The 25710-nt window shown below is 43.7% G+C and carries 16 protein-coding genes; all 16 read right to left on the bottom strand.

Features of this window, described 5'->3' with window-relative positions:
- Positions 1-22: 22 nt before the first annotated feature.
- Positions 23-433 carry a TIGR03826 family flagellar region protein gene (locus NSS67_RS04860; protein ID WP_339318573.1) on the bottom strand — a complete coding sequence of 137 codons (411 nt, stop codon included), beginning with the start codon at positions 431-433 and terminating at the stop codon, positions 23-25.
- A gap of 168 nt (positions 434-601) precedes the next feature.
- Positions 602-1159: a ComF family protein gene (locus tag NSS67_RS04855; protein ID WP_339318572.1), complete on the bottom strand. Its 558-nt coding sequence runs from the start codon at positions 1157-1159 to the stop codon at positions 602-604.
- A gap of 257 nt (positions 1160-1416) precedes the next feature.
- Positions 1417-2634 carry a helicase-related protein gene (locus NSS67_RS04850; RefSeq protein WP_339320502.1) on the bottom strand — a complete coding sequence of 406 codons (1218 nt, stop codon included), beginning with the start codon at positions 2632-2634 and terminating at the stop codon, positions 1417-1419.
- A gap of 595 nt (positions 2635-3229) precedes the next feature.
- Positions 3230-3352: a hypothetical protein gene (locus NSS67_RS04845; protein WP_339320760.1), complete on the bottom strand. Its 123-nt coding sequence runs from the start codon at positions 3350-3352 to the stop codon at positions 3230-3232.
- 452 nt (positions 3353-3804) lie between these two features.
- A complete protein-coding gene (locus tag NSS67_RS04840) occupies positions 3805-4251 on the bottom strand; it encodes a glycosyltransferase family A protein (RefSeq protein WP_339318571.1) in 447 nt (148 codons plus the stop codon).
- A gap of 237 nt (positions 4252-4488) precedes the next feature.
- Positions 4489-5211: a response regulator transcription factor gene (locus tag NSS67_RS04835; protein ID WP_042131342.1), complete on the bottom strand. Its 723-nt coding sequence runs from the start codon at positions 5209-5211 to the stop codon at positions 4489-4491.
- 4 nt (positions 5212-5215) lie between these two features.
- Entirely contained in the window at positions 5216-6376 is a 1161-nt protein-coding gene (locus NSS67_RS04830) for a histidine kinase (protein WP_339318570.1), read from the bottom strand.
- Between the two features lie 57 nt (positions 6377-6433).
- Entirely contained in the window at positions 6434-9166 is a 2733-nt protein-coding gene (locus tag NSS67_RS04825) for a stalk domain-containing protein (protein WP_339318569.1), read from the bottom strand.
- A 229-nt stretch (positions 9167-9395) separates the two neighbouring features.
- Entirely contained in the window at positions 9396-13436 is a 4041-nt protein-coding gene (locus tag NSS67_RS04820) for an Ig-like domain-containing protein (protein WP_339318568.1), read from the bottom strand.
- 202 nt (positions 13437-13638) lie between these two features.
- A complete protein-coding gene (gene metK, locus NSS67_RS04815; protein WP_339318567.1) occupies positions 13639-14841 on the bottom strand; it encodes a methionine adenosyltransferase in 1203 nt (400 codons plus the stop codon).
- 339 nt (positions 14842-15180) lie between these two features.
- Positions 15181-15450 (bottom strand): alpha/beta-type small acid-soluble spore protein, encoded by a 270-nt coding sequence (locus NSS67_RS04810; RefSeq protein ID WP_042131347.1) that lies wholly within the window; start codon positions 15448-15450, stop codon positions 15181-15183.
- A gap of 153 nt (positions 15451-15603) precedes the next feature.
- Positions 15604-16140 (bottom strand): hypothetical protein, encoded by a 537-nt coding sequence (locus tag NSS67_RS04805; RefSeq protein ID WP_339318566.1) that lies wholly within the window; start codon positions 16138-16140, stop codon positions 15604-15606.
- A gap of 85 nt (positions 16141-16225) precedes the next feature.
- The gene (locus NSS67_RS04800) at positions 16226-18961 is read right to left on the bottom strand and encodes a hypothetical protein (RefSeq protein ID WP_339318565.1); all 2736 of its coding nucleotides are present in this window, start codon (positions 18959-18961) and stop codon (positions 16226-16228) included.
- Positions 18962-19781: 820 nt separating this feature from the next.
- Positions 19782-20123 carry a hypothetical protein gene (locus NSS67_RS04795; protein WP_042131350.1) on the bottom strand — a complete coding sequence of 114 codons (342 nt, stop codon included), beginning with the start codon at positions 20121-20123 and terminating at the stop codon, positions 19782-19784.
- A gap of 217 nt (positions 20124-20340) precedes the next feature.
- Positions 20341-24315: an S-layer homology domain-containing protein gene (locus NSS67_RS04790; protein WP_339318564.1), complete on the bottom strand. Its 3975-nt coding sequence runs from the start codon at positions 24313-24315 to the stop codon at positions 20341-20343.
- Positions 24316-24474: 159 nt separating this feature from the next.
- Positions 24475-25602 (bottom strand): MraY family glycosyltransferase, encoded by a 1128-nt coding sequence (locus tag NSS67_RS04785; protein ID WP_339318563.1) that lies wholly within the window; start codon positions 25600-25602, stop codon positions 24475-24477.
- Positions 25603-25710 lie beyond the last annotated feature (108 nt).

Raw genomic sequence — 25710 nt, 5'->3', positions numbered from 1 at the left:
TGCAAACGTTTTTTTGCAGATTTTATAGGCCACGCAGTTTATCTATGGCGCGATATGCGCCGTCTGTTGTCTTTTTGGTAGTATCCTCGGCAGTACTTTCCTTGGCGGCACTAGAGAGATCCTTCCTAAGCCGAGTACGACAGCTATCACACATATGCCCATCACGAATCAGTGTTCCACACACCTCGCAGGGATACATCATATTAGGAGCATTAGCTATAGATATCCGACCTTCTCGAATAAAGCGGGTGATCTCCTTAATCGAAATTCCCGTAGCATCGGACAGCTCTTGAATGTTGGTTCCTTTGTTTTCCCGCAAATAATTCACGCAGGTCTCATATTCATGCTCCAGCTCTTTGATGCAGGGCTGGCACAAACCCATAAGATTCTTAACAAACAACCGGCCGCACCTTGGACAATTGTCTAGATTCATAACAAGCAGCCGCTCCTCTCCGTACATTCTGTACAATGCATAATATCCTTATTCTCCTAGATTACATGATTGCAGGGAATTCGTCTATGGGACGGAAGAAACGCTATTAAGCGCATGGATCACTTCAAAAAACGAATAGGCTGTTCACAATCATGCATTTCGCTCCTCTTAGGAACGTGCCCAAGTTAAGCTATAGACTTCTACCACAAAACCATAATCTGAACCCATTTGTTGTATTATCTCAGCGCACGCGCGAATGGTACTGCCCGTTGTATAAATATCATCGACAATGATAATCCGAACAGGACGATTTTGAGGTACCTCCCTTTTCATCCAATCCGTAAATTGTGTTGCTACTGCCGGATTCTCTGCAAAAGCGTGTTTCATATCTGCTAGTCGCTCCGCTCGACTCTTAAAGCTCTGTTTTCCCGTATGGTGTGTGCGAATCAGCAGCGGAAGCTGTGGAACCTTCCTATGTCTAGACAGCACATCAGCCAATCTTTCCGCTTGATTAAAACCTCGCTCCATAAGCCGAGAAGCACTGACAGGCACTGGAACTAATAAATCAGCAGACCAAGGGCGATGGATTATGGATGGTTTCTGGGATAAAAGAGCACTCTGGTTCTCTTTTTTCAGATTTAAATAAGCTCTGTCCAACATGAGGCCAAGTAAAGGGGCATATCTTTCATTTCCGCGATATTTATACTGACCCAGCCATTCTCTCATAACACTAGTGTAGGCTACTGCACTCCGGTTACAAATAATCGGTGACGGTTCCGCGCTGCGGGTACAGTCAGGACAGCCCACATGCCGACCACATTTCAAGCAGCGTGGGGAATGTATCCAAGGAATGGATTCTACGCATATCCTACAAACTCCTGGAAATTGTGAGGATCCAAGTTTGCGCTTTCCGCAGGTTAAACATGAAGTTACAGAGGGGGACAAGAGGGACTGAAATTTGCTTAACCATGAGAACATAGCGCTCATCTCGACGTCTCCTTGCTAATATAGCCTTTTCGGCGAGCGATAATATTCATAGTACGGATCTGGGAGATCGCTCTACGCTGTGATCGGGTCCACTGGGGAGAGGCAAATACAACACGCCCAGCAGGATCATCCTTAGATCGCCCGGCACGCCCCGCCATCTGAACCAATGAGGCTTCGTCAAAAAGCTCGCTGTCCGCATCCAAAATAAATACATCGCTGCGTGGCACTGTAACTCCACGTTCCAGAATTGTAGTGGTTACTAATAGGGAGATAGCGCGACTGCGGAAAGCAGTTACCTTCTCTGCCCGGAATGAGTCTTTGGAGGAAGTCCCCTCGATGACTACGCCGGGAAAGCGCCGACGAAGCAGAACCAGCAATCCTTCAATATGTGCAATACGAGACACAAAACAAAAGATTTGCGCCTCGCGCTCCAGCGACTTACGAAGCGTATGTATAAGCGATTTTGGTAAACTTCCGCGCTTCAGGCAGGTTTGGACTGATAACATGGTCAGATGCTGCGGCACAGGCAAGGGATGACCATGGAAGCGGACTGGCACTCTGGCGTGTGGAAGCCTGCCTGAGCGGACCAATCGCTGCATTTCTTGAGGTGGTGTGGCTGATAAGTAGATAAAAGAACCATCTACCTTACAGGCTTGTTCGGCGGCATAAGCCAACATGGGATCATTATGGTAGGGGTAAGCATCCAGCTCGTCGATGATAACGAGATCAAAGCCTTGATGGAAGCGCAGCAGCTGATGGGTGGTCGCGAGCGTTAAGCGACCATACACCCAGCGTTCTGCGCTGCCGCCGTAAAGCACGGCGAGAGTCTCCGCCGGGAAAGCCCGGGCGAGCCGCGGCGCGAGCTCGAGTACGACGTCGCGCCGCGGCGTCGCTACGAGCGCCCGCCCACCGGCGGCGAGCACCGCCTCTAGGAGCGGGAAGATCATCTCCGTCTTCCCGGCTCCCGTCACCGCCCAGAGCAGGAACCGCTCTGGGCACGGTTTGGCGGAGCGCTCGCGCGGCTCCGCCAGAAAACCCAGCGCAGCGCCAGCGGCTCCCGCCTGCGCTGGGCTTAACCCCCACCGGCCTGCGGCTGCGGTGGGGTCAAGGGCGGCCGTGCATCGCACGGCCGGAAGCGCTGCGCTGCGCAGCAGCAGCGCGCAAGCCCGGCTGCGCCCGAGTGCGAGGCAGGCCTCGCAATAGGCGCAGCCCATAAGGCCGCACGCGGCGCATGCCGTGCGGCCGGTCGGGGCGCTGCCGCAGCGCAGGCAGCGCGAAACCGCGCGGCGGGCGACAGCGCCGCGCCACAACACGTGCGGCAGGCTAGCCGCCGCACGCGCCAGAGCGCCAGCACCCGCAGGGAGCTGGCGGGCCCACGCCCCGTGCGCAGCCGGGGCATCACAACCTACGGCGGCTGTAAGTGCCAGCCGCCCCTGCAGATGCGCCAGTTGTGCCGCCTGGCGCCAGGAACCCCCTAGCTCTGGCAATACTTCTGCCAGCAGCGCTTCCATTTCCGGCTGCAGTAAAGACCGGCCGGCCACAGCCCAAAATAATTGTTCTGCCTCCGATTCGAGCATGTCAAAATCCAAATCATCACCTTCGAAACAACTCCATCTTTCATTATTCCTCTTACCCTGTTCTATCACCGAACCTGTTTTATAAGACGGCCAAAACGAACCCCCCTCACTAAGGCACTCTTCCTTCCCTATTCCTCCTGCTCCCCTCTCCTCCTTCAACTCAGGCTCAAGGACAATGCTCACGAGTTGCCCCCACTCTTTAGCCCCCCAGTTCCTCATTCCGCTTCTTTGTTTAAAACGATCGCGCAGCTTCACCGCCCACCCCAGCGGTAATGCAGAAGATAATATAACCAGCTTGTCCATCGCTACTAAGCCCCCAGCTATGCTCTCCGGTCCAGCGCCAGACCACCACCATCTATCCACTGCAAGATCTAAAGAGATCCAGACCTCCCAGTTCTCCCTGCAGCTCACAGCATATGCAGCAACTCGCATGAATTTCGCTCACCTCTCGCCATTATTGAAAATGTTGTACATATTACAGCTTTTAATCCTAATACCTGAGTATCCAGGATGATTGTTGTATGAAATACAAGAAAGTTCCTTCAAATCCGCTTAGAGGGAGGGGGATGCTGCCTTTTATACAATAATTTTGGAAATTACCCGAAATTACAAAGAGAATGTTGTACTCTGGGCAGGAATTCCAAAAAAAACTAACCGAATCACAACTACACTCAGTGGATTAATCGAGTGATTATTACAACAACAGCAGTTAAAAACCAAATATTCACTGAAGTCCAGCCGCAAACGCAAAAAGCACACTCCCCCATTTCTTGGAGAGTGTGCTTCACCCGTTACTCACATATTTACTTAAGATCTGTCGCGCTTTGATTCGCATCCCCTACTTCCTGCCATCCCCATAAAAGGCAACGAAACAGACTGCCCTGACAACCGCAAGTCTACTACAATCCCTTGTTGCTGCAACTCTTCCTCACTCACCTGAAAAGTATACATAGATGTTGCAAGATCGATAGAGCAGCCACTATCAGCCATCCTGGAAACAATCCCAAGAGTTCCATCGCTCGAGTCATCATCCATGAACGTTACTCGAAATCGTTTTCCGGTTAAAAAAGCTTGAAATGTCAGCGCCCGAATGTACCATTCCACAACAGATGCATGATTGCGGGTAATGAGAATATAATGAATCCATTTCACGGACTGCGGTGTCTGCCGCACCTTCTGCCGATTATGCAGCATATGAATAATCACTGCAGCGGATACATAAACAGCCGCAATCCATATCAACTGGGCTACCATGGAGATGCACCTCCTCTGTATACCAACACTATATGCCGGCTTTAAAAGGTCGGTGACTGCCCAGCGTTCCTATCAAGCATAAACGCCTTCGGCGTCCTTGCAAGGACGGTAAGCGTTTAAGCGAGAAATATAAGACATAAAGTATGGTGTGAAACTTATACTTTCTTATATTTTAAAGAAACAAGCTGTGCTCTCCTTGATTTCATTCCTATATGTAACGTAAATCTTAAGACATTGTTATAAGGTTACCCAACCATATTTGATCGAGTTGATTACAGCCTGAGTACGATCATCAACTTCCATTTTTTGCAAAATACTACTCACGTGGTTCTTCACTGTTTTTTCACTAATAAACAAATACTCACCGATCATTTTGTTACTCTTACCTTCCGCCATTAGGCGTAGTACTTCCGCTTCACGACGTGTTAGAGGATTGTTGTCACCGGCCACAAATTTAACACCGGCTTCCTTCACTACTGTATCTGCAGCTACTCCAGTCTCATTAAGGTAAGTCATGCGCCGCAATTGATTGATTAGCTTTCCGGTAACCTTTGGATGGATAAAAGCGTGGCCCTCGCAAACCGAACGAATCGCATTAATAAGGGATTCAGCCTCCATATCCTTCAATAAGTAACCATTAGCGCCCTTACGAAGGGTTTCAAACACATAACTCTCATCATCATGGATCGATAAAATAATAACCTTAACCTCCGGGAACATTTCCCGCAGTTTTTGAGTGGCCTCCACACCATTCTCAATAGGCATATTAATATCCATTAGTACGATGTCTGGTTTAGTTCCGTTACAGAACTCTAAAACTTGGATACCGTCACCACATTCACCGATGACTTCGATATCCTCCTCCATATTCAAAATACGTTTCAGCCCTTCACGAAAAAGCTGATGATCATCCGCCAAAAGAACTTTAATGGGCGTTTTAGTAGAGTTTAAGTTCTCCATCACATTACTCCTTCCCTTTCTCCACGTTCGTCGGAATGTGGATCACGATTGTTGTCCCCTGATTCTCGGCTGAAATGATTTCCATTCTGCCTTCAAGCAGCTCTACACGTTCCCGCATACCTACTAGCCCGAAGCTTTCACGATTGCCCTGCGGATTCTTTAATTTCTGTACATTAAAACCTAATCCATTATCCTTAATCACAATCTTAATTAACTGCGCTTGGTAAGTAATCTCTACCAATACGAAACTCGGGTAGGCATGTTTAGCTGCATTAGACAAAGCTTCCTGTACAAGTCGGTATACCGCTGCCTCCATGGCTGAAGATAGTCGATGTTCCTGACCTCTCGTTTCCAAGGTCGTCCTCAGCTTCGTCTTCTCCTCAAAATCATGCACATATTTCCGCAAAGTCGGAATTAATCCCAAATCATCGAGAGCCATCGGTCGTAAATTAAAGATGACCTTACGCATTTCTTCCAGGCTGTATCGAACCTGCCCTTTCAAATCTAATACTTCGTCCTGCACCAGCCCAAATTCCTGCTTTACCAGCATTCTTTCTACAATTTCCGTCCTAAGGACTAGATTAGCCAGCATTTGAGCAGGACCATCATGAATTTCCCGGGCAATTCTCTTCCGTTCCTCTTCTTGAGCCAGGATTATCTTAAGTCCTATCATCTGTCTGTTCTTCGCAGATTCGACAATTCTCGTCACTTGTCCTAATTCTCCGGACAAATATTCGAGCACTACGCTCATTTGCGAACCAATCGACTCTGCACGCTCTACAGAATTTTCGACACTGCGCACTCGCATTTGTAGTTCATCACGTCTTGATCGAAGATAGACCTCTCTCTCACGCGTCATCATGAGTTCGAGCTGTAGCTCCGTAGCCTTCTCATAGGCAATACGGATATCCTTCTCTGAGTAGCGGACAAAGTCCCGGCTGACCTCTGTCAGCCGGATTCTGGAGCGGTGATACTGCAGCTCCAGCTTGTCTACTTTTTTCAATGTCTCATCCGTTTCGTCCATGACCCGCTGCAGTTCTTTATTAAGTGCAGCAAGTTCATCGCGAGCAACCTGCAATATTTCAAAAATCTGATACTTGCTGCTCTCCATCACGTCGATGGTATTTTTAATGACGCGATCAATCGCATCGGTTTGAAATTCCACGGATGCTTGCCCCTTTTCTATCGAATCGTTATAAAGGTTTCCCTTTATATTAACATATCACGATTCAATAGTTACGGTCTTCGTTTTCTGTTCCCATTTTACAGTTAATCCTAGCTGTTCAGAAACTAGTCTTAGCGGTACTAAAGTCCTACCTTGTAAAATAATTGGTGCTACTTCAGCGCTCTTTCGTTTACCATTCAGCAAGAATTCCTTTTTGTTTACGGTGAGATCCAGTGCTTTTGCTCCTCGCAATACCATGATCTTCTTATTCACCTGATCCCAAGTAGCACTGCCTCCAAAGGCATCCAGTACATACCGAATTGGTACATAAGTACTGCCATCTTTTACGATTGGAGCTACATCAATAGCTTTCTTTGTTCCGTTTACGGTCATTGCCTTCGAGCCAATGCTCATTGAAGCTGTACCTTTTGGTAATCCTGCATCACTAGAAAGTGAAGGCATTGTAAAGGTGATATTATCAACGGCAACTGTACCCGTCTTCGCCCGTTCGTCTTGGCCTTCCTCTACATTAACTACATAAAGTCTCTTCAGGGTAGCTGGGAATTTGATTCCTAGGCCTGACAAGTCAATATTAATGTTCTTCCAGCCGTTCCAATCGATAACCTTAGCCAGATCCACATAGGCTGTAGCTCCGCTATTGTCTACAAATTCAGCCCGTAGCCAATTCAAGCTCATATCGCCCATCACATCAACCGACATCGAAGTTGCAAGCGCTGGAACTGTTTTTCCACTTGTACCATTAAGCTGAGCATAAGCATACATTTTACCGCTACCAGCCGTCATATCATAACTGAGTGACAGCACCTTGGAGCCTACTCTTTCAGCCGTTCCATCCACTATTGTTGCAGTGCCCTGTACCGCTGGGACATTGGTAGTAAAGTTGATTGGATAGCTCACATTCTCGAAATCTTCCCATGTTGTAGCCGCTGCTGTTGATAATACAACCACTGCACTAAATCCATCATAACGAGCAATAGCGTAACCTGTAGTAACCCCTGGATCCACAGCGTTTACAGTAAGCTTGCCATCTTGCACGGCTCCCTTAAAGCCTACAAACTCCCACTTCAGGGCTGAATCTGGAACATTAATAGTTGCTCCACTCTTCGTAGCTGCCGTAACAGGGACAGACACAGTAGTTCCAGCTGTCAGTGGCGCTGTAGCTGTACCTACACTCATGCTGGATAGATCATCGCCACCCAGAACTGTAACGGTTGTAGAGGCGCTTGCTGCCCCGCTTTTAGCCGTTAAGGTAACAGTACCTGGCTTCACTGCCGTTACTTCTCCTGCACTTACAGTTGCGCTTCCTCCGCTTGATACCCAAGAAGGATTACCTGCTGCTACATCAATAGGGTTGTAGTAAGTGTCATAACCTTTTAAAGAATACGATGCCTTTTGCCCGACCAATAGGACGGAGCTTCCGCTAATTTTGATCCCTTTCACTTCACCTTGAGGTGCGTTAGTGTAGACACCCAGCCCGTTAACGATGCTGCGTTGCTCTGTGCCATACTCTGTATTAAAAGTGAGTGTAGTCGAGGTTTCGCCGAGGGGCCGGTCTACCATCGTTGTAGAGCCGCCTCCATCGAGATTAAGACCTTTCCAAACGCCAATATTCGTCATAAAGGATTGCAATTCAGTTAGAGACATTCCAGAACTATTGCCATTTTTCTCAGCAGCTATGATATATACATAACGTCCATCCTGAGAGTATCCTAAAGCCGTACGTGCACGATAACCGCCAATGCTACTAGTAGAACGAGAGAACGTTGCCGCTTTTCCGTTATTTACGAGAATCGTATGTCCACCGATCATTGTTTGCAGATTCGCAGGATCCAGTGATTGCTGTGTAGTCTTGGATTTCAGGTTATACACACTTGTTACAGGTTGTCCTACCTGCAAGTGGGCAGTAACATACCGTGCCGCCAAGCCATGTGCCCGCAAAATATAAGCTCCCTTTGGAACCGCCATAGGGAGTGCAGTATTTTCTGATATTTGAGTAACTACACCATTCTCAACAAGTACCTCTGTTGGAGTGGTAGAGCTATTTTTAGGACGGTCGAGTGCAGTCCATACATCTGTATAGATATACATGGCATTAGCATGACTATAAGTCGAGCTTCCGCCTTCAGGACTATAAGCACCTTTATTGATACCTGAGATCTCAAACTGTGCGCCATCTGGCGCGGTTACCATCCCCTCAAAGCTGAACTCATCAATAATAGGCTTGCGATCTTTTGTCACTGCAAAGGCATACATTCCATTCAATTGTGAAGGGGTAGATACTAGTACTCCACCAGACACTTGTCCACCGATCGGAGCACCCTCACCGCCTGTATTAAAATAATCGCCATTTACTGCGGCCACGGCCCCAGTTTCCTTAGCCATGCCACCAGTACTTTGCCGCGTAGTCAGGTTTCCACCTTTACCAGTCATGACATCCAAAGAAACATATGGATTGTTGAGGTCAACTCGGATAACATCCGCAAGCCCAGAAGCACTCGCACCAGAACGTGTAGTAGTATATTTATATTTCATCATTATAGCGCCCGAAGTAATCACTTCTTCTCCCAGCTTACTTACTTTAAAAGGAGCTGTGGCTGCAGCCGCGATTGGCGCAGAGGCCTGACCAAACAACATCATACCTTCACTACCGATTACCGGCATAATCCATAACACACCAGCCAATGAAGCAGCAATCCACTTTTTAGTGGAAGATAATTTTATTCCCCGTACAACCTCGCTACTCTTCTTCTCCATGAAAACTTCATTCATTTCAACGTAACTCTCCCATCTCTTTTGTACTCTTTCAGTCCGTATCAAAGTCTGGAAACTGGTTCCTATTTTTCTAGTACTCTTTTAATAGACTGAAAATAAGCCAAAAAGTTGCGAAATTGAGAGATTTTAAGCTTTATAGAGTCAAAACTGTCATATTTAAAAGACAAAAAAAAGCCCGGCATATTTACCGGGCTCTACCAATTGTTCCGTTGTTTGCAAGAATAGTTTACAAGAATTCTGCCTGCTTCAGCATCCGCTGCAGCATCACAGCAGCTTGAGCACGGGTGGCATTCCCTTGAGGTCCAAATTCACTTGCTGTCATGCCCAATATTATCCCTGATTGCACTGCCTTTGCGACAAACTCAGCGCTTTGATTCTGAATTTTCGATTTATCCTTAAATCTTGCAAGTGTTGAGGCAGAGGTGCCACTTAGCGTAATAGGATGATTGGTATATTCCATCGCACGGATCATCATAATTGCCATCTGCTCACGTGTTATATTGTTATTCGGACGGAATGTACCATCCGTATTTCCAGTAATAATACCAGCTTTAGCCGCTGCGCCAATGTAGTCTCCAGTTTGTGTAGAAGGCTGCACATCTCGGAAGCGTTGTGCGGTCTCACGATCTCCTAGCAAACCTAGACCCCGACTAAGCATTACGGCAAACTCAGCACGGGTAATTTTTTTCTCCGGATTAAATGCACTACCGTAGCTGCTATCGATAATATTCTTAGCGCTAAGCTCGGCTACGATCGTATTACTCCAATGCTTGCTCATATCCGTGAAGCCTCGAGTGGACAAGAAGGTCCCTAACACCTGATTACCAGCGGTACGTGCACGGATAATCGTATAGTTACCTACCGTACTGATTTTTGTGGGTAGATAAGCCGCATCGTAATAGGAAAGGTCTAGTCTGGCTGCAGATGTCTGTGCACTATTTAACGAAGAAGTAGTACGTACAGTATATTCTCCTGGTACAGTCAGTGCCTTGGCATTCGAATAATTGCCGCTTACGATCGCCGTCACCCGGACATCCATAAGACTAGTAATGGTTCGCATCCCCATCGTTTGTAGCTTTTGCTCAAAAGGTGTAAATGTGCCTGCTGGAACTTTATCTAAGCGAAACACGAGCGAAATATTTTTACTGTCCGAGATCAAGCTGCTCGCAAGTCCATTCATATCAATATCATCGAGCCCTACGCTATATAGGTTGTCTCCATGACGAATCATGAACTTAGTATTTTTATTACGATTCACCGCATCAAGCAAAGGTTTTAGCGGAACCGCCACAAAAGCCGCTTGCTCCGTAGAAGGAACCTCAAAGGCCAATATATCATTGTTCATCTTATACAGATATTCATAACTAGCAGCGATTCGATCTGCGTTTATAGTATATCTTTTTACAGATTGATTGTATAAAGAACGGTCATCCACAATTTGTGAAGAATCGCTCTTTAGTAGTGCGTACTCTTTTCCAAACTCACTCGTTGCAAGTGTTCCTAGATAAGATGGACGACTTCCAGATCCGGTGGTCACGCCGGTTAGATTCTGAACGGATAATGCAGAGAATGAGGACAGTATATTCCCACTCAAATCCTTAATCATACCGTTACCGGACATATAGGACAGGTCGACAGTTTGTCCGGTCTTCACAACCGAGGATAATGTTATTTTTAGAGTATTGCCTGAGATATAGTAGGATTGTATTCCCACGCTGCTTCCATCCGCCCTAACTCCAAATTGATTGCTGTAGAGAGAACCGGATGCTTGCATATTTTTTGCAAAAGTAACTGTCAGCTCATCACCTGAAACTGTAGCTGAATTAATCTCCGGAATGGTAGTGCCACTGTTCGCCGTAACATCTACAGGCTGCAGGTTAATATACGCCGCACGGTTCCCATTCAGATCACTCAGTCCGGTAGAACCCGGTACATAAGATATGGTCACGTTCTGATTAACCGTCAACGCAGTCTGAAGCGTTAAAGTGACCTGAGTGCCGCTGACCGATACATTCGTCACATAATTAGGCGTGCTGCCCACTAACACAGAGAATTGGCTATTCAGTGGGAGAGTGGTTGTAGACAAACCTTCATTATAGTTCAGAACGATTTTAGTGCCGCCTCCGGTTGCACTTTGGAACACTGGCGGAATCGTATCATTACTGTTACGGATATTGAAATCAGTAAAATCCGCAATGTTTTGTCCAAAAGAATTTTGCAAAGGATACGAACCTGCATAGTAGGACACCCGAACGTTCTGACCATTTGATGCTTCACTGCTCAATGTTAAATAAACTGTATTACCACTGGAACTTATCGAAGTGACCCCAAGTGAGCCTCCATCTGAAGTCACCAGAAACTGGTTATATGCGTAAGAGGAAGCATACTTTAATGTGTCGTTAAAATTTAATACTACGGATCTCCCCGTGATTCTCCCGTCTTTAGGGGTCGGCATGGAGGACTCGATGGAGTTCGTGATCTGTTTAGCGCTAAAGGTGCTCGCTGCATTTCCGCTTGGATCCTGAATCGTCCGCAGCCCGCCATTATAGCTGACCTTCACAATCTGCCCAACAGCAACTCCTGTACTCAGCACCAGATAAGCGCTGTCTCCCTGAATATAGACGCTTTCAATCGCTCGATTCTCGTCATTCACCGTAACACCAAAGCTTGAGATCAACAGTGCGATGGATGAATTGAGAGACTCATTATATTTCAGACGAATGGTTCGGTTATTCTCAAGCTGTGCAGATGTGAGCTGTGGAGCTGTTTTGTCCAGAGACAAGGTCTTAAAGCTCCATGAATTTTTACCACTTAACCCGTCATATAAAACGTTAGCATCACTTGCGTCTACAAAAGCTCCTTTGGCGATATCAATGTAATAGGTTGAATCACTATCTAACGCTGCAGACGGTGTGATGATATATTCTTTGGCTGAAGTGGTGCTCCGGTTGACGGTAACTGGCACCTGAGATCCTCCACTTTTGAAAAGAGCTACACCATTGGCCACTGCGCTGTTGTAATTCACATCCCGATTAAATACGATCGAAAAGGATCTGTTGTTAGCTATAGATTCACTTCGGTCAGATGGATTCAATGCGCTTACGCTGAGTCCAGTCAAAGATACTGTTGTGAATGTCCAAATGTACGGACCCGAGGCAGGAAATACATTTCCATCTTGATCATAAAAAGCACCTTGGGGGATCGTAACCGTATATTGCGTGCCGTTTAGCAGCGGTGAAGCTGTTGAAGCTGGATTCAATGTTATGGTTCTGCTACTTCCTCCAGTAACGGCTGGGGAGTTCACATTAAGCCATCTCGTTCTAGCATCGTTAGTCGCTCCTGGCGATACTGTAATTACACCAGATGCAGGCATCATAGGACGGTCAAAAGTGAGCTGTAGCGCTCCTCTAGTAGATATACCACCTGCACCGTTAGCCGGTGATGGCGTCATTGGAATTTCAGCTACACCTTTCGTAGAAAAGCTCCACACATTCCCGCTAGAAATACCAGAAAACGTTCGATTATCAACATCCTTAAAAGCGTAGGCATCAATAAGAACATAGTAATTCCCTCCGGCTGCCAATGCTTTCTCCAACGTTAATTTAACTGTAGTAGAGTTAGCATCAGTCAGAACGTTAACTCTAGTGTCATCATCTTTAATTTTGAACTCTTGCACTGTTGTATTATCTGCTGAGGACAGGATTCGGATAGAGCCTCCACCTTTTAACAGCTGCTTATTTAGTGTCAGACTAAGTTCCTTTAAACTCCCGGCATCCACTCTTGCATTACTAGCCGGTGTAAAGTTGCCTGCCGTGATAGCCGTATTACTCTCAGGAGCGGTGGTAAATGCCCATGAAGTAAGTCCTGATTCATTACCCTCATTATCTTTGAACAATCCTTTGGGAATTGTGACCGTGTATGCCTTATTCGGAGTGAATTGTTGGTTTGGCCCTAACTTAAGCTCGTATTCTTTTGAACTACCAATTAAGCCAGAACTACCAATAGGAATCGTCACAAAAGGTGTACTATCACCTTGACCTGTGATGGTAATTTCTCCAGCCTGTGGGTTTACTTGACGATCGAAGCTTAGTTTAAGAGATGATCCTATATTTACATAGGTTGCTCCAGGCGCTGGTGAAACTGATATGCCAAACTCCGCTGCAGCATGTACTGCCGATATTCCGATTCCGATAGAAGGATACCCTGCGCCAAGTACCAGTTCTCCCGCTAGAATAAGTGCCGTCCATATTGAAATTTTTCTTTTCATGCCGTGATAGACTCCTCTCAAACCATACTAACGTCTTTATGTATATTCTTATATTTCGGTTAAAGGGCTTACAAAGTTTAGTAGTCTACTTCTCTATGGTTAGAATCAATAGGAATCGCTGTCCATGACATAAAAATAGCCCGCAAAGCTGACACTAAGTGCCAACTTGCGAGCTTAACGTATTATAAGAACATATAATTAACTACAATCCTGCCTGACCTCTGAGTAATTCCGCTTTGTCTACGCGTTCCCAAGGAAGATCTACATCCGTACGCCCAAAATGGCCGTAAGCTGCAGTCTGTTTATAGATTGGTTTACGCAAATCAAGCATAGAGATGATACCCGCAGGGCGAAGATCAAAGTTGTTGCTGATCAGTTGAACCATCTTTTCCTCACTGATTTTACCTGTTCCGTATGTATCCACATTAATCGAGACAGGAGTAGCCACACCAATGGCATAAGCAAGCTGGATCTCACATTTATCAGCTAGACCTGCTGCTACAAGATTCTTCGCTACATAACGAGCTGCATAAGCCGCAGAACGGTCTACTTTCGTTGGATCCTTACCAGAGAATGCGCCGCCGCCATGACGAGCATATCCGCCATACGTATCAACGATAATTTTCCGTCCAGTCAGACCGGCATCCCCTTGAGGACCACCAATAACAAATCGTCCTGTTGGGTTGATAAAGTATTTGGTTTCAGCATCGAGCAGTTCCGCAGGAACAACCGGCATAATCACATGTTCTTTAATATCTGCCTGAATTTGTTCAAGAGAAATTTCTTCCGCATGCTGTGTGGATACTACGATAGCGTCCACGCGTACAGGCTTCTCATCCTGATACTCAATCGTAACTTGTGTCTTACCATCTGGACGAAGATATTCCAAAGTTCCATTCTTACGAACTTCAGATAAGCGACGAGCAATACGATGAGATAAAGCGATTGGTAGTGGCATCAGTTCAGGTGTCTCATTCGTAGCAAAACCAAACATTAACCCTTGATCGCCCGCGCCAATATTTGCCGTTTCCTCAGCCAATTGAGCTGGATCACGGTGCTCCAGAGCAGAGTTTACGCCTTGCGCAATATCAGCTGACTGCTCATTAAGCGAAGTTAAAACTGCGCAAGTATTATAGTCGAAACCATATTTTGCACGAGTGTAGCCAATTTCTTTAATGGTATTGCGTACGATGGCAGGAATATCTACATACTCAGATTTGGTACTGATTTCCCCGATCACCAAAACAAGACCAGTTGCTACTGCTACTTCGCAAGCTACACGTGCATTTGGATCATTAGCTAGAAATGCATCCAATACCGCATCGGAAATCTGGTCACAGATTTTATCCGGATGCCCCTCTGTCACGGACTCGGAAGTAAACAAATGACGCCCTTTAATAGACAAGTATAACAACCTCCCTTATGGTAAGTCTGACACTGTATAAGGAGTTTCCTTAATAATCACACAGGCCAAATTAATAAAAAATTAAAACAAAAAACTCAGGAGCCTGTCTCTTTTTATGAAGGATGATTGCAGTATTTCATGTTTATATTCACTAAATTCTTCAAAAAATGAACCTTTCCCATATGGAAAAGGTTTAAGGCTTTCCTCAAAAGTCATATTATCTTATTTGGGAGGTGGTGTCAATTACTCCGGAGCCCCTCCAACACAGTATAAATATTGATTCCACGGTATAAAAAAGCAATATCAGAAAGGAAATTAAGGAGTTCCTACAGCCTGATATTATTGAAAAAGAGACTGTTCAGCTTGCTTAATGAGTCTCTTCGTGATTTCCCCACCAACAGAACCATTATCTCTTGAACTTAGATGTCCAAGATATTGGCTACGGCCAGAACCACTACCTCCGATTGCTCCTAATTCAGAAGCAAACTCCGTATCTGCCCCGCCTCCATAATGAGCTCCATATAAACCAAACTCAGCTGCAATTTCATATTGCATTTGCTTCAGCATTGCCCGACTTTCCGGTACCACTGTTCGATTGTTACGTGCCATGTTACAGCACCTCCTGTGAATTTGTAAGATTACAGGAATATTGTGCGTCCAACATCTACTCTTCAATCGCGCCAATGATTTGTAACTTTGGAAATCAGTTTAAAGGTATGATCAAGTACTTTTACGGGCATTATGAATATATATTATTACACATTACTTTAACGTATAACCACCGCGAACCATAACAACAAGGCCAAGAGTTTGTCCTTCTTGAACCGTTATACCACGGCCATTACGAGGGAAGGATAGTAAATGGTTAGACGGTGCAGCAACACCATTTGCAAGATCTTTACCATCAGTTAAATCAGCAACACCATTTGCATCCTGAGAGTAGATAACCGCTTTACCCGCGCGAACAATAAATTCAGCACCTGCGGAAGCAACTAAAGTTTGTCCAGGTTTTACATCGACAATTACGGATTCATCACTGCTAGTAGTTGGGTTTGTTGTAGCTGTTGGAGCTGAGCTTGGACTCGGAGTAGCTGTAGCTACTGGAGCTGTGCCTGTACCACCAGTAAGTGCTTTCTGAATTTGCTGATCGACATAGCTTTTGGTAACCACTGGGTCATCTGTAGTTCCAGGTTGTGAACCCACACCTGCACCTTCAGCAGTAACATTTAGAAGTGATCCAGCCCATACACCACCAGCCAGCAATACTGCTGCAGTTGATACTTTCCATGCCTTTTTCAATGAGTTTCCTCCTCTTATGGGGGTAAATGCCTATAAAAAAAGAATAGCCTCCGAAGAGGCTATTCTGTGCTTCAGTAATCGGAGATTACTTAACGGAGATTTCTGTTTCACCAGTGATTTTGTTACCATTCTTATCGACTGCAGTTGCATCTTTAGCAATCTTAACGATAATTCTGTTAACATCATTGGAGTTCAGATCCAAATCGTCACCAGCAGGGGTAGCGCCAATAGCAGCCTTCGTGAAAGTGATAGACCACTTGCCTTTATCCGATCCGTTAGCAATCTTAGTTACTTTGTAATTCTTACCATCAGCATTAACACGCTTAACGCCAGAATCATTGTTGATGTAGATTTCCAAATCAGATACTTGCAGATTAGTTACTTCTTTAGAGAATCCAAGAACCAACTCGTAAGAATTTCCGCTGGAAATTACTGCAGAATCAAAGACTGGGCTAGTTCTGCTAGTAAGCGTACCTGTCTTCGAAACTGCGTCAATAGTGTTACCATTCACATCAGCAACGCCGTTAACTACAAATTTGTAGTCAGTTTTAGTTTCAGTGATCGAAGAGCTAGGGATATGGATTGTTGCACGAGCATATTTCGGACTGGAAGAGCTAATTGCATCTTTTCCATTTTCATCAAGAGTTTTAATAGTTACATAAGAACCAGCAGGCAATGCCTTGTCGTCCAATGTGTAGCTATTAACATCTAGTACAGTAGAAACGTTCAAACCACTTGTATCTTTCAAATCAACAGTGATAGTAGCATCACCATAAACATTACCAGTTACAGTGCTGTCATTGATTACGATTTGGTTGTTGAACAATACTGGAGCATCGCCATCAGAAGATTCTGATCCAATTTTCACAGTTAATACAGTTGCAGCAAGTTTATTACCAGAGAAGGATTTATCTTTGAAGAGTCCTTCTGGCAGACGCACAGAGTATTCACCAGCATCTACATTAACACCAGTGAAAGTGAAGTGTTTTCCACTACCATTTGTAGTGTTAGCAATCGGAGTAGATTGACCAGTTTTGTTATTGATCAGAACAACTGAACCTACTCCAGTGTTAACAACATCTTCGGAGAAAGTCAGTTTCAGACCTTTAACAGAAGTAGAAGTTGTGTAAGTGATACCAGTAACTGTAGGAGCTACAGTGTCCTTAGTGAAAGTGATTGCTTGACTTGAAGCAGTTCCCAAAGTGTTACCCAATGTATCCTTAACAGTTGCTCCGAATACAACGGATCCAGTGAAAGTACCAGAGGATGGGAAGCTGCTCAGAGGGCTCTGCAGGGTAAATTTCTTGCCAGTTTTATCAGTAGTAACAACACTGAATGTTCCTTGGCTTTCTCCAACAGCGTTCAAGAGACGAACATTACCAACCAAAGATGCACGTTCAACGTTCTTGTCAAACTCAACTTCAACGAATTTGTCGCTTACTGGAGTTACGCTCTTGATTACAGGAGCAGCAACATCGGAAGTAACAGTTACAGTTGTTTTGATTGGGTTTGGATTAGCTACGTTACCTGCATAGTCAGTCACGTTAAGCAGAGATACATCATAAGTCTTGCCGCTATCCAATGATACGCCACTAAGTTTGAACTCAGTGTAAGTATCATTTTGTACAGTTACAGCAGCATTTGAACCATTTACATAAGCAACGATGCCAGTAGTTTTAACTGGTTCGCTGAAAGTTACGTAAACATCTTTAGTAGTTGCTTTAGCTGTAGAAGTAACAGAAGCAACAGTTGGAGCTACAGTATCAGCTACAGTAAGCAAAGTTGTGAATGCTGGAATAGCTTCAGCAGCTGTTGTTTTAATAGCATCGTTAACTACAACTGTGTAGTTACCTTTAAGACCTTTAGTTCCAGGAACAGTAATTGTAGCTTCAGTATTGTCAGCAGCGAAAGTTACAGTAGCGTTAGCTACTTCATCATCTTTGCTTCCAACTTTAGTTACTTTTACAGTGCCATCAAGAACTTTTCCACCTTCAGCCAATGTATCAGTATCGATAGCACGGTTGAATTTAACAACTACTTGTTTAGCGTTTGGAGCAGTTACGGAAACAACTTTAGGAGCTGCCAAAGTTACTTTTGTAGTGTAATCGTGGTTGTTGTGTTTGAAGTTAATTGTAGTTTCAACGCCTGCTACAAGAGCAGTAGTCAATTCAACAGTTGTAGTAGTTTTATCAGAGAAAGTAACAACTACTTTAGTTGGGCTTACTGCGTCTGCAGAAGCTACAGTAGGAGCTGCTGTCAATTGATCAACTGCATAAGCTGTTTCAACCACCAAAGAACGGCTAGCGTTAGCTTTGAAGTTAGTGTCTTTAGCAATCAGACCAGCATTGATTACCGCTTGAGCATAACCTTTAGCCCATGCAGATGCAGTGTTGTCAGATGTAGCTGGTGTTTCAAGTTTCAAAGCGCGGAACAATACAGCCGACACTTCTTCAACTGTTACTTTACCGTTGTAGTCAAAGATACCTTTAACAGTATCTTTACCTTGCATCAAGTTAGCTGCAGTAACAGCTTCGATGTAAGGAACTGCCCAGTTCTTAGCGTTGTAACCTTTGTCTTTGTAAGACAATTTGTTAGTTACTTCAGTAAGATCGAACAATTTAGTAACGATCTTCGCGAATTCAGCGCGAGTAAGATCTTTTTCAAGGTGAGCTTGACCATCTGGGTACCCATTGAGAATACCTTTTGCTGCCAAAGCGTCAAATTTTTGTTGCGGAGTTGTTGCTGCGTCACCAAACGCTACAGAGGCAAACATCGAGAATGCCATTGCTGTAGATAATGCTACGGATAAAATTTTCTTCATAACCTTTTTTTCTCCTCCTTGGACGTTCATAAACTGAGATTTTTCTTTAGTTGAGTAGCTCGTGTCACTCATTAGCCGATGCACCCCCTTTCCAGAGTTGAGCAAATTAAGTATAAATAATGTCTGTGACGGGTATCACAGAAACTGGTAAACAATGATCAGGACATGACAATACTAGATTCCTAATTATACCTAAGTATTATACAATGTGCCTCGAGTCACGTAAAGCTAATTTTTCCATTTTGTTAAATTGGCTTTACCACTGGTTAATTTCAACTGCCTGTGTAAATGACTCTACACCTTAAACGCAGGAGATTTGGAAAAGTTGCGGTTTTTCAAAAAATAATTTTCTATTTCGTTTTTCCGGTACAATCCCAATAGAAGATACATATGTATGTTCTACTAACTATTGTTAATAAAGGGTTGCTACGGAAAACAGTATACCATAGTGGCTTTCTAATCGTCATTATGCAATATTTACTAAGTATCATTAACGCTTGTGCTGTTTATTTAAACAATCCTACAAAAATCGAATATAAAGGAACTGATATCCCTCGATCTCACATTACCTTAGAATTTATTCCGTACTGAATACAGCAGATCATGAAATATTTCGTAAGGGGTTGGATCTATCCAACTTAAGAATTTAACCTCTTTGACTTAGGTTCTCGGATTCTTCCATTACTTTAGGGTGAGTATCTTGATTCACTCTTCTATCCTCATCGACTCCAACTGATTCCTCGTATTTCGAAGCTTCCACAACCATACAGAGCGCAACAAAAAAGCGCCGTTGCCGGCGCTTGCTTCTATTACAGTAGGTCTAACGAATCTTCATAGATAACTGGATCAATTCCTGACGCTTTTCAGGACTTGAGTTTACATTGTCATACATCGCATCAATAGCTGCGCGATTCTCGCGGTAGCTCTTCTCATGTTTGATTGTAGTATGAGACCATTCGATAAGAGCATTCTCAGCAACAACAAGCTCGTTGTATGAATCATGGAATCCTGTAGCCTGCACAAGCTCTTCCATAACCTCCTGTGTAATCTCCTGTAGTGCCCGCTTAGCCGCAATTTCCTTCTCTAACACTTTTGCTCTATTCTCAAACATATTCTTGGCTTTCATGTAATCCAACTGTGCTTTTGCTAAAATCGGTTTCATGGTTGGCTTTCACCTTTCAGAAAATAATATTTTCTACGTTATTGTAACGTAAATTGAAGCAGATTACAAAATATATGTCTCTGGTAAGTTTACACTTTTCTCCGAGTTGACTATTATACAAATGTAAAAATGGTTAAGTTTGCCCATTAAAATGGAATAAAGAACGACCAATCCGCTGTTATTTCTAGCGTAATTGGCCGTTTTTTTATTTCAATGCTTAATTAAAGGTTTTCGGGAAAATACTTGTACTCTTCTTGAGAAGCTCTACAGCAATCTTACCAGCCTCTGCACGGGTAAGTTTACCTTTTGGATTAAAATTATATACTGGCTTCTTCTGACCCGTAATTGTTACAGCACTACCCTCCATAATTTTCGCCTTGGAAACAGCTTCAATGGCTGGGCGGGAGTAGAAATCCATAGTACCGGTATCTACAAAAGATTTGGAAAGACTGGTTAGGAGCTTGTTATCATTTATAGACATCTTTAGCTTAAGTGCGCGAGCAATCATCACAGCAGCCTGTTCACGTGTAACTGCTTGATCCGGGCCAAAGAACCCGTCGCTTAATCCTGTAATAATACCTGCTCTTGCAGCTGTTTCAATATGTTTGAAATCCCAAGTGGTAGAAACTGCTTCAGGAACAATATCGAAGAACGTCTGCTGATTATTATTATAGTTCAGTGGAAGGCTCAAGCCTTTCACCAACAATGTAGCAAATTCACCACGTGTAGTTGTGTTATCAGCGCCAAATTGGTCAAATCGTAAATTCTTCATAATGCCTTTAGAATAAAGACCATTCAAGATATTTCGTGCCCATGGATGATTGGTAATATCGTTATATCCACGGCGAAGCTTCATTACAGTGTAATACCCAAACTGATCAAACGGCACTGTGATAGTGTGCTTCTTCGTGTCCACTTCTCCGCCAATGTTCTCCCATTGTCCTGAGTCCGTGTAACGGAATACAGTAATTGTGGACCCTACCTCATCTACAATACTTGGATTAAAGGTAAGCGTAAGCTCTCCACGCTGTGAAGGTACAATTTTGCGTTCAGCTTCTATTTGCGTGAAATTTCCTTCTATTGAGTATGGAGCGATCCCGTTAGTAGCCGGTTTATAAAGAGCAGTACCTTTGGTACCCTTTTCCCCAAGTCCTCCACTGAGCCAATAAATATCAGATACACGCGAGAAATTATTGGTTTCAACTGTTGAGTTAAAGCGCAATACAAGGTCCGATGGAATCAGCAGCGTACTCATTCCCCCTGGTGTCCGAGCATCAGCATCTACGTTAATAGTGTTGCCATAATCATTTTTACGTTCAACAACACCGTCCAAAGGATCAGCTATACCGAACAATAGCTTCGTATCTGGATAATACTTTGCAGCACCTGAGGTAGTATAGCCCTTCATAAGCGTACCTTTAGGAAAAGACAGCTCTAGTCCCTTGTTAAAGGTACTATACTTGTTAGCCACTTTCTCAGCCATATACTGCGTATCGACTTGAACTGCACTCGCATAGTACACGCTTATCGTATCGCTCAAAGTAGAATCAGCGCGAACAATTTGAATTTTAATAGTAGTAGCCTTGTCTGCTTTTAACCCCACATAGTCCAATGTAAAGCGATTTGGCAGATCTGTACGTTGCTCAGCCTCATATTTGTCAATTATAACTTTAGTTGCTCCCTCAGCTTCAATATCAAAACGAACAAAGTTTTTGTTAACAACAATTTGTTCGCCTACAGTAGCCACTGGAGATAGTATACGATATGGAGATACTTCACGCACAACCTCTAGACGTTGATTCGTACGTGCCCCTGTATCATTGATTAATTCGAGATTATAAACAATACTTCCAGCGGTTTCTGCTGGGATATCCTGAACACGTAGCATGAATTCTGTTCCATTTCCTGAAAAATCATAATAATATGTCTTTTTATTATAGGTAAATGGTACGGTTTTATTAAGACCTTTCGATGAGTCACTAGCCAATTCAGTTTTATCCAATGATAAAAAGAGATCTGAACCCTGATATAGATTAAGCTTGGAAGCCGCTCCACCCTTAATCACTAAATCATAGTTGGTTTGGTTTGTGACAAATTTATCATCTTTGTAAGTAAATTCAGGACTTAAACCAAAAATACTATTTAGTTCTGCATCAGTATAATCCTTTACTAAATCGTGATTAAATGTAAACCGTCCTTTTGACAAAGCCGGATGAAATTGTGTCAGATTAGAAACATTGGTATCGACAATGTAAATTCGCATTTCTTTGCGGATTTCCCTCTTGTTACCTACCTTATCCATGGAGGTTCCGACAAATACAATTTTGTTTTCACCATATACCAGCGGTCCCTCTGCTTTAATTGGCAGCGAAAACTCAAACTTCGGATTAGCAACAGATATCTTGCTAAAGTCATAATCCGAGGGTATTAACGTTAGTTTGTCATTAGAAATCCCATTAACGAAAAATTGAGGATTGCCAATATTCTCAAATCCGATATACTCACCTGAAATCTTCATGCTGTTGCCAGCAGTTTCTGAATTGAAGGTATACGTCTGCCCATCATTCAGATTCGCTACATAAATATAATTTTTGGAAACATACGTAATGTCAGCATTATAAAAAGATTGGGAGTCAGTAAACTGAAATTTCACCTTTTGCTGCCCGTTAGAGAACCCTTCTACTTTGTATACCTTGTATTTTTCACCTAACTTTGTATCCGTGTTACTTGTATCTATAACATTCGTTTGTTCAATCAAGCTTAATGAAGCCCCTAATGGGAGATATGAAGCCAATAACTTTTTCTTAGCCTCAACATTCGTTTTGACCATAATGAAAAAATCAGGCTTATCTATTTGCGCACCATTTAATGCCAGTTTAGATACTGATTTGATATCAACGCTACCTAAGGCATTTTCTTTATAGTCGGACAAATAAAACATGTCCGAAATAACTGTTTCGTTCGGAAGGTATTTGTAACTTTCTTTCACTGCTGTCTCGTAAGTACCATACTTAATTGATAGCACTACACTTCCAGTCCCAGAAGCAAGTGTAAATGGCGTTCTGGTTTGAAAGGAAACTAGTCTATATTGTGGCGTTATTCCATCTGGAGCAGGAATAACTGTCTCCTTTTGATCAGTTGGGGTACCAGCATCCAGAGTGACCTTCCCGTCTTTAACAGTATAGGATTTTAGTACATCAACGCTAACAACCTGATCATTAATTTTGACAACATGATCTTCTTCAAAGGATTTCGCACTATAAGGCAATAGAACTTGACCTATAATATTACCAGTATTATCGGTTGATGTTATGGTCGGAACATTCCCTAGTATATTATGAACATCGTAGGATGGCCCTGTACCCTGATAGATCATTAGTTCAGTAAATGGCTTGTTTGTATCAAAGTAATATACAGAACGCTTGATCGTTATCGAGTCAGCAGCATTCTGCACTACGATCTCCAATGTATTCTCGCCTGATTTCAACGTCAGCGCCGGAGTGAAGAACGTCCCGTCCTCCAATAGCGAGGTCTGTAGGGAAGAACCGCCGTTCAAAGAGACACCAACCTTAGTAGCATTTGTGACATTACCTTGGAGCGTAATCTGTTGGTTAGGAACTACGACTTTAGTACCCTCATTTAGATTTATAGCTGAGGGTCCACCACCCAGTACTTGAAGGGAAGATATATATGGAACTTTATCATAAAGGACATAGAACGATTCTGAGCGTTCCAGTGAACCCTGCATACCCTTGAAGGTGATTTTATTGAATCCAGTAAATAATGTAAGCCCACTTGCTATAAATCGATTATCTGGATTTGTGGTGTCAGTAGTAACCGCCCCAGTTGTAGTATGAGTGGAATCGGTAACCCACTTGCTTCCGCTCTGTGTCAACTGTTGCACTGTTACCTGCATTGTTGAGGCCGTTACCTGTGCATACGTACCAGTAATAGAGAAATTAGGATTGCTTGTCTTATAAACGGATTGTCTCGAAATATTATATTTTGCATTCGGATCATTATCCGGTACAATGTCCTGTTTCAGCTCAATTGTATTTCTCAGCGTAAGATCATCCGGACTGAAGTAAGTCGTGGTAGCCGCTGCCGCTATCGGCGTGTATTTACCTGGGAACATAGAAACGATCAAAGCCGCCAGCATCAGCCAAACGAACGGTCTCTTAAAGCGTTGCATGTGTTATATCTCTCCTTTGAGTATAAGTTCTCGTAAACCTTCACTTTGTTCTTTATCGGTCGTAAGAAGCGATATTTTTAGGGAAAACAACAAAAAACTCATCCGAAATCGGATGAGTTTTGTTAAGTTTAGAAAATTTTAGAATAATTGCTTATTTACTTAAGACTTAGAGCTTCTTTCCGGATCAGCCTTCATGCGTATTCTTAAAAAGAAATTAATCAGTGGTCGTTTAGTCTTACCAATCAAACCTGTGATTTCAGCACCAATTTGTAGGAAGAAGAGCATGATGCAGATGACTACGAACGTAACCCAGTTCGCTTCATAAAGAGCTGCTGATGACTGAATGACAGCAAGAATACCGAAAAATGCAGCAATACCATAAATAATAAGTACCGTCTGACGGTGGCTAAAGCCTAGCTCGCGTAGACAGTGATGCAAGTGGCCTTTATCTGGTGCGAAGATTGGTTTCTTCTGCAGCTTACGTCGCACGATCGCAAAGAACGTGTCCGATAAAGGTACACCGATAATAAGCAACGGTGTAATAAATGAAACCACAGCAATCTGTTTAAATCCTAGCAAGGCAAGTAATGCCAAGCAAAAGCCTAAGAACAGCGAGCCTGTATCTCCCATGAAAATCTTAGCGGGATGGAAGTTAAAGAACAGGAATCCGATGATACTACCCAGAAGCAACAGACATAACATTGCAACCATGGTGTTCCCCATCACGAAAGCCATCGCAGCAATCGTAGCAATTGCAATACCTGAGACACCAGCCGCAAGCCCGTCCAAACCATCGATTAGATTAACGGCGTTGGTGACACCGACAATCCAGAAAATCGTTAGCGGGATAGCAATCCAGCTCTCCAGTGAGGAATACGTATTGTTAAATGGAATATTCACAAAATCTACAGTAATACCAAAACCGAATACAACGATACATGCTGCGATAATTTGGCCCAGTAGCTTCACTTTTGCTGATAACTCAAATCGGTCATCTAGTGCCCCGATAAGTACAATCAGTCCGCCACCACACAGCAGCGCTTTGATGAAGTTGACCTCCCGCGGAGTGAACTCGTATGGAATAATCGGCAATACGGCAAGCAGGCCTAACACAAACGCTAGAAAAATAGCTAATCCGCCGAGGCGGGGCATAATTTTCGTGTGCACTTTACGCGCATTCGGCACATCTGTTGCACCAATCTTGATGGCTAATTTTTTCACCAAAGGTGTGAGGCCAAGTGCGAGTCCCATGCATACGATAAATCCAGCGATGTATATGATTAACATTTGATCAGTCGACCCCCATTTCTCTACCGCATTGAATTATACGCTGTTACAAAAACAAATTCCAATCCCTTTTTTAGGCTATTAATCTGATTTTCTAGGTGAATATCG

Source organism: Paenibacillus sp. FSL R10-2734, assembly GCF_037963865.1.
GTDB lineage: Bacteria > Bacillota > Bacilli > Paenibacillales > Paenibacillaceae > Paenibacillus_AQ.
Note: the sequence above shows the minus strand (reverse complement) of the source record. Positions and strands in the feature narration are given on the sequence as shown.

Excerpts from the sequence above, each read along its gene's own strand:
- NSS67_RS04860 (WP_339318573.1), bottom strand. The coding sequence starts at position 433 with ATGAATCTAGACAATTGTCCAAGGTGCGGCCGGTTGTTTGTTAAGAAT.
- NSS67_RS04855 (WP_339318572.1), bottom strand. The coding sequence starts at position 1,159 with ATGAGAGAATGGCTGGGTCAGTATAAATATCGCGGAAATGAAAGATAT.
- NSS67_RS04850 (WP_339320502.1), bottom strand. The coding sequence starts at position 2,634 with ATGGGCTGCGCCTATTGCGAGGCCTGCCTCGCACTCGGGCGCAGCCGG.
- NSS67_RS04845 (WP_339320760.1), bottom strand. The coding sequence starts at position 3,352 with ATGGTGGTGGTCTGGCGCTGGACCGGAGAGCATAGCTGGGGGCTTAGT.
- NSS67_RS04840 (WP_339318571.1), bottom strand. The coding sequence starts at position 4,251 with ATGGTAGCCCAGTTGATATGGATTGCGGCTGTTTATGTATCCGCTGCA.
- NSS67_RS04835 (WP_042131342.1), bottom strand. The coding sequence starts at position 5,211 with ATGGAGAACTTAAACTCTACTAAAACGCCCATTAAAGTTCTTTTGGCG.
- NSS67_RS04825 (WP_339318569.1), bottom strand. The coding sequence starts at position 9,166 with ATGAATGAAGTTTTCATGGAGAAGAAGAGTAGCGAGGTTGTACGGGGA.
- NSS67_RS04820 (WP_339318568.1), bottom strand. The coding sequence starts at position 13,436 with ATGAAAAGAAAAATTTCAATATGGACGGCACTTATTCTAGCGGGAGAA.
- NSS67_RS04810 (WP_042131347.1), bottom strand. The coding sequence starts at position 15,450 with ATGGCACGTAACAATCGAACAGTGGTACCGGAAAGTCGGGCAATGCTG.
- NSS67_RS04800 (WP_339318565.1), bottom strand. The coding sequence starts at position 18,961 with ATGAAGAAAATTTTATCCGTAGCATTATCTACAGCAATGGCATTCTCG.
- NSS67_RS04795 (WP_042131350.1), bottom strand. The coding sequence starts at position 20,123 with ATGAAACCGATTTTAGCAAAAGCACAGTTGGATTACATGAAAGCCAAG.
- NSS67_RS04790 (WP_339318564.1), bottom strand. The coding sequence starts at position 24,315 with ATGCAACGCTTTAAGAGACCGTTCGTTTGGCTGATGCTGGCGGCTTTG.
- NSS67_RS04785 (WP_339318563.1), bottom strand. The coding sequence starts at position 25,602 with ATGTTAATCATATACATCGCTGGATTTATCGTATGCATGGGACTCGCA.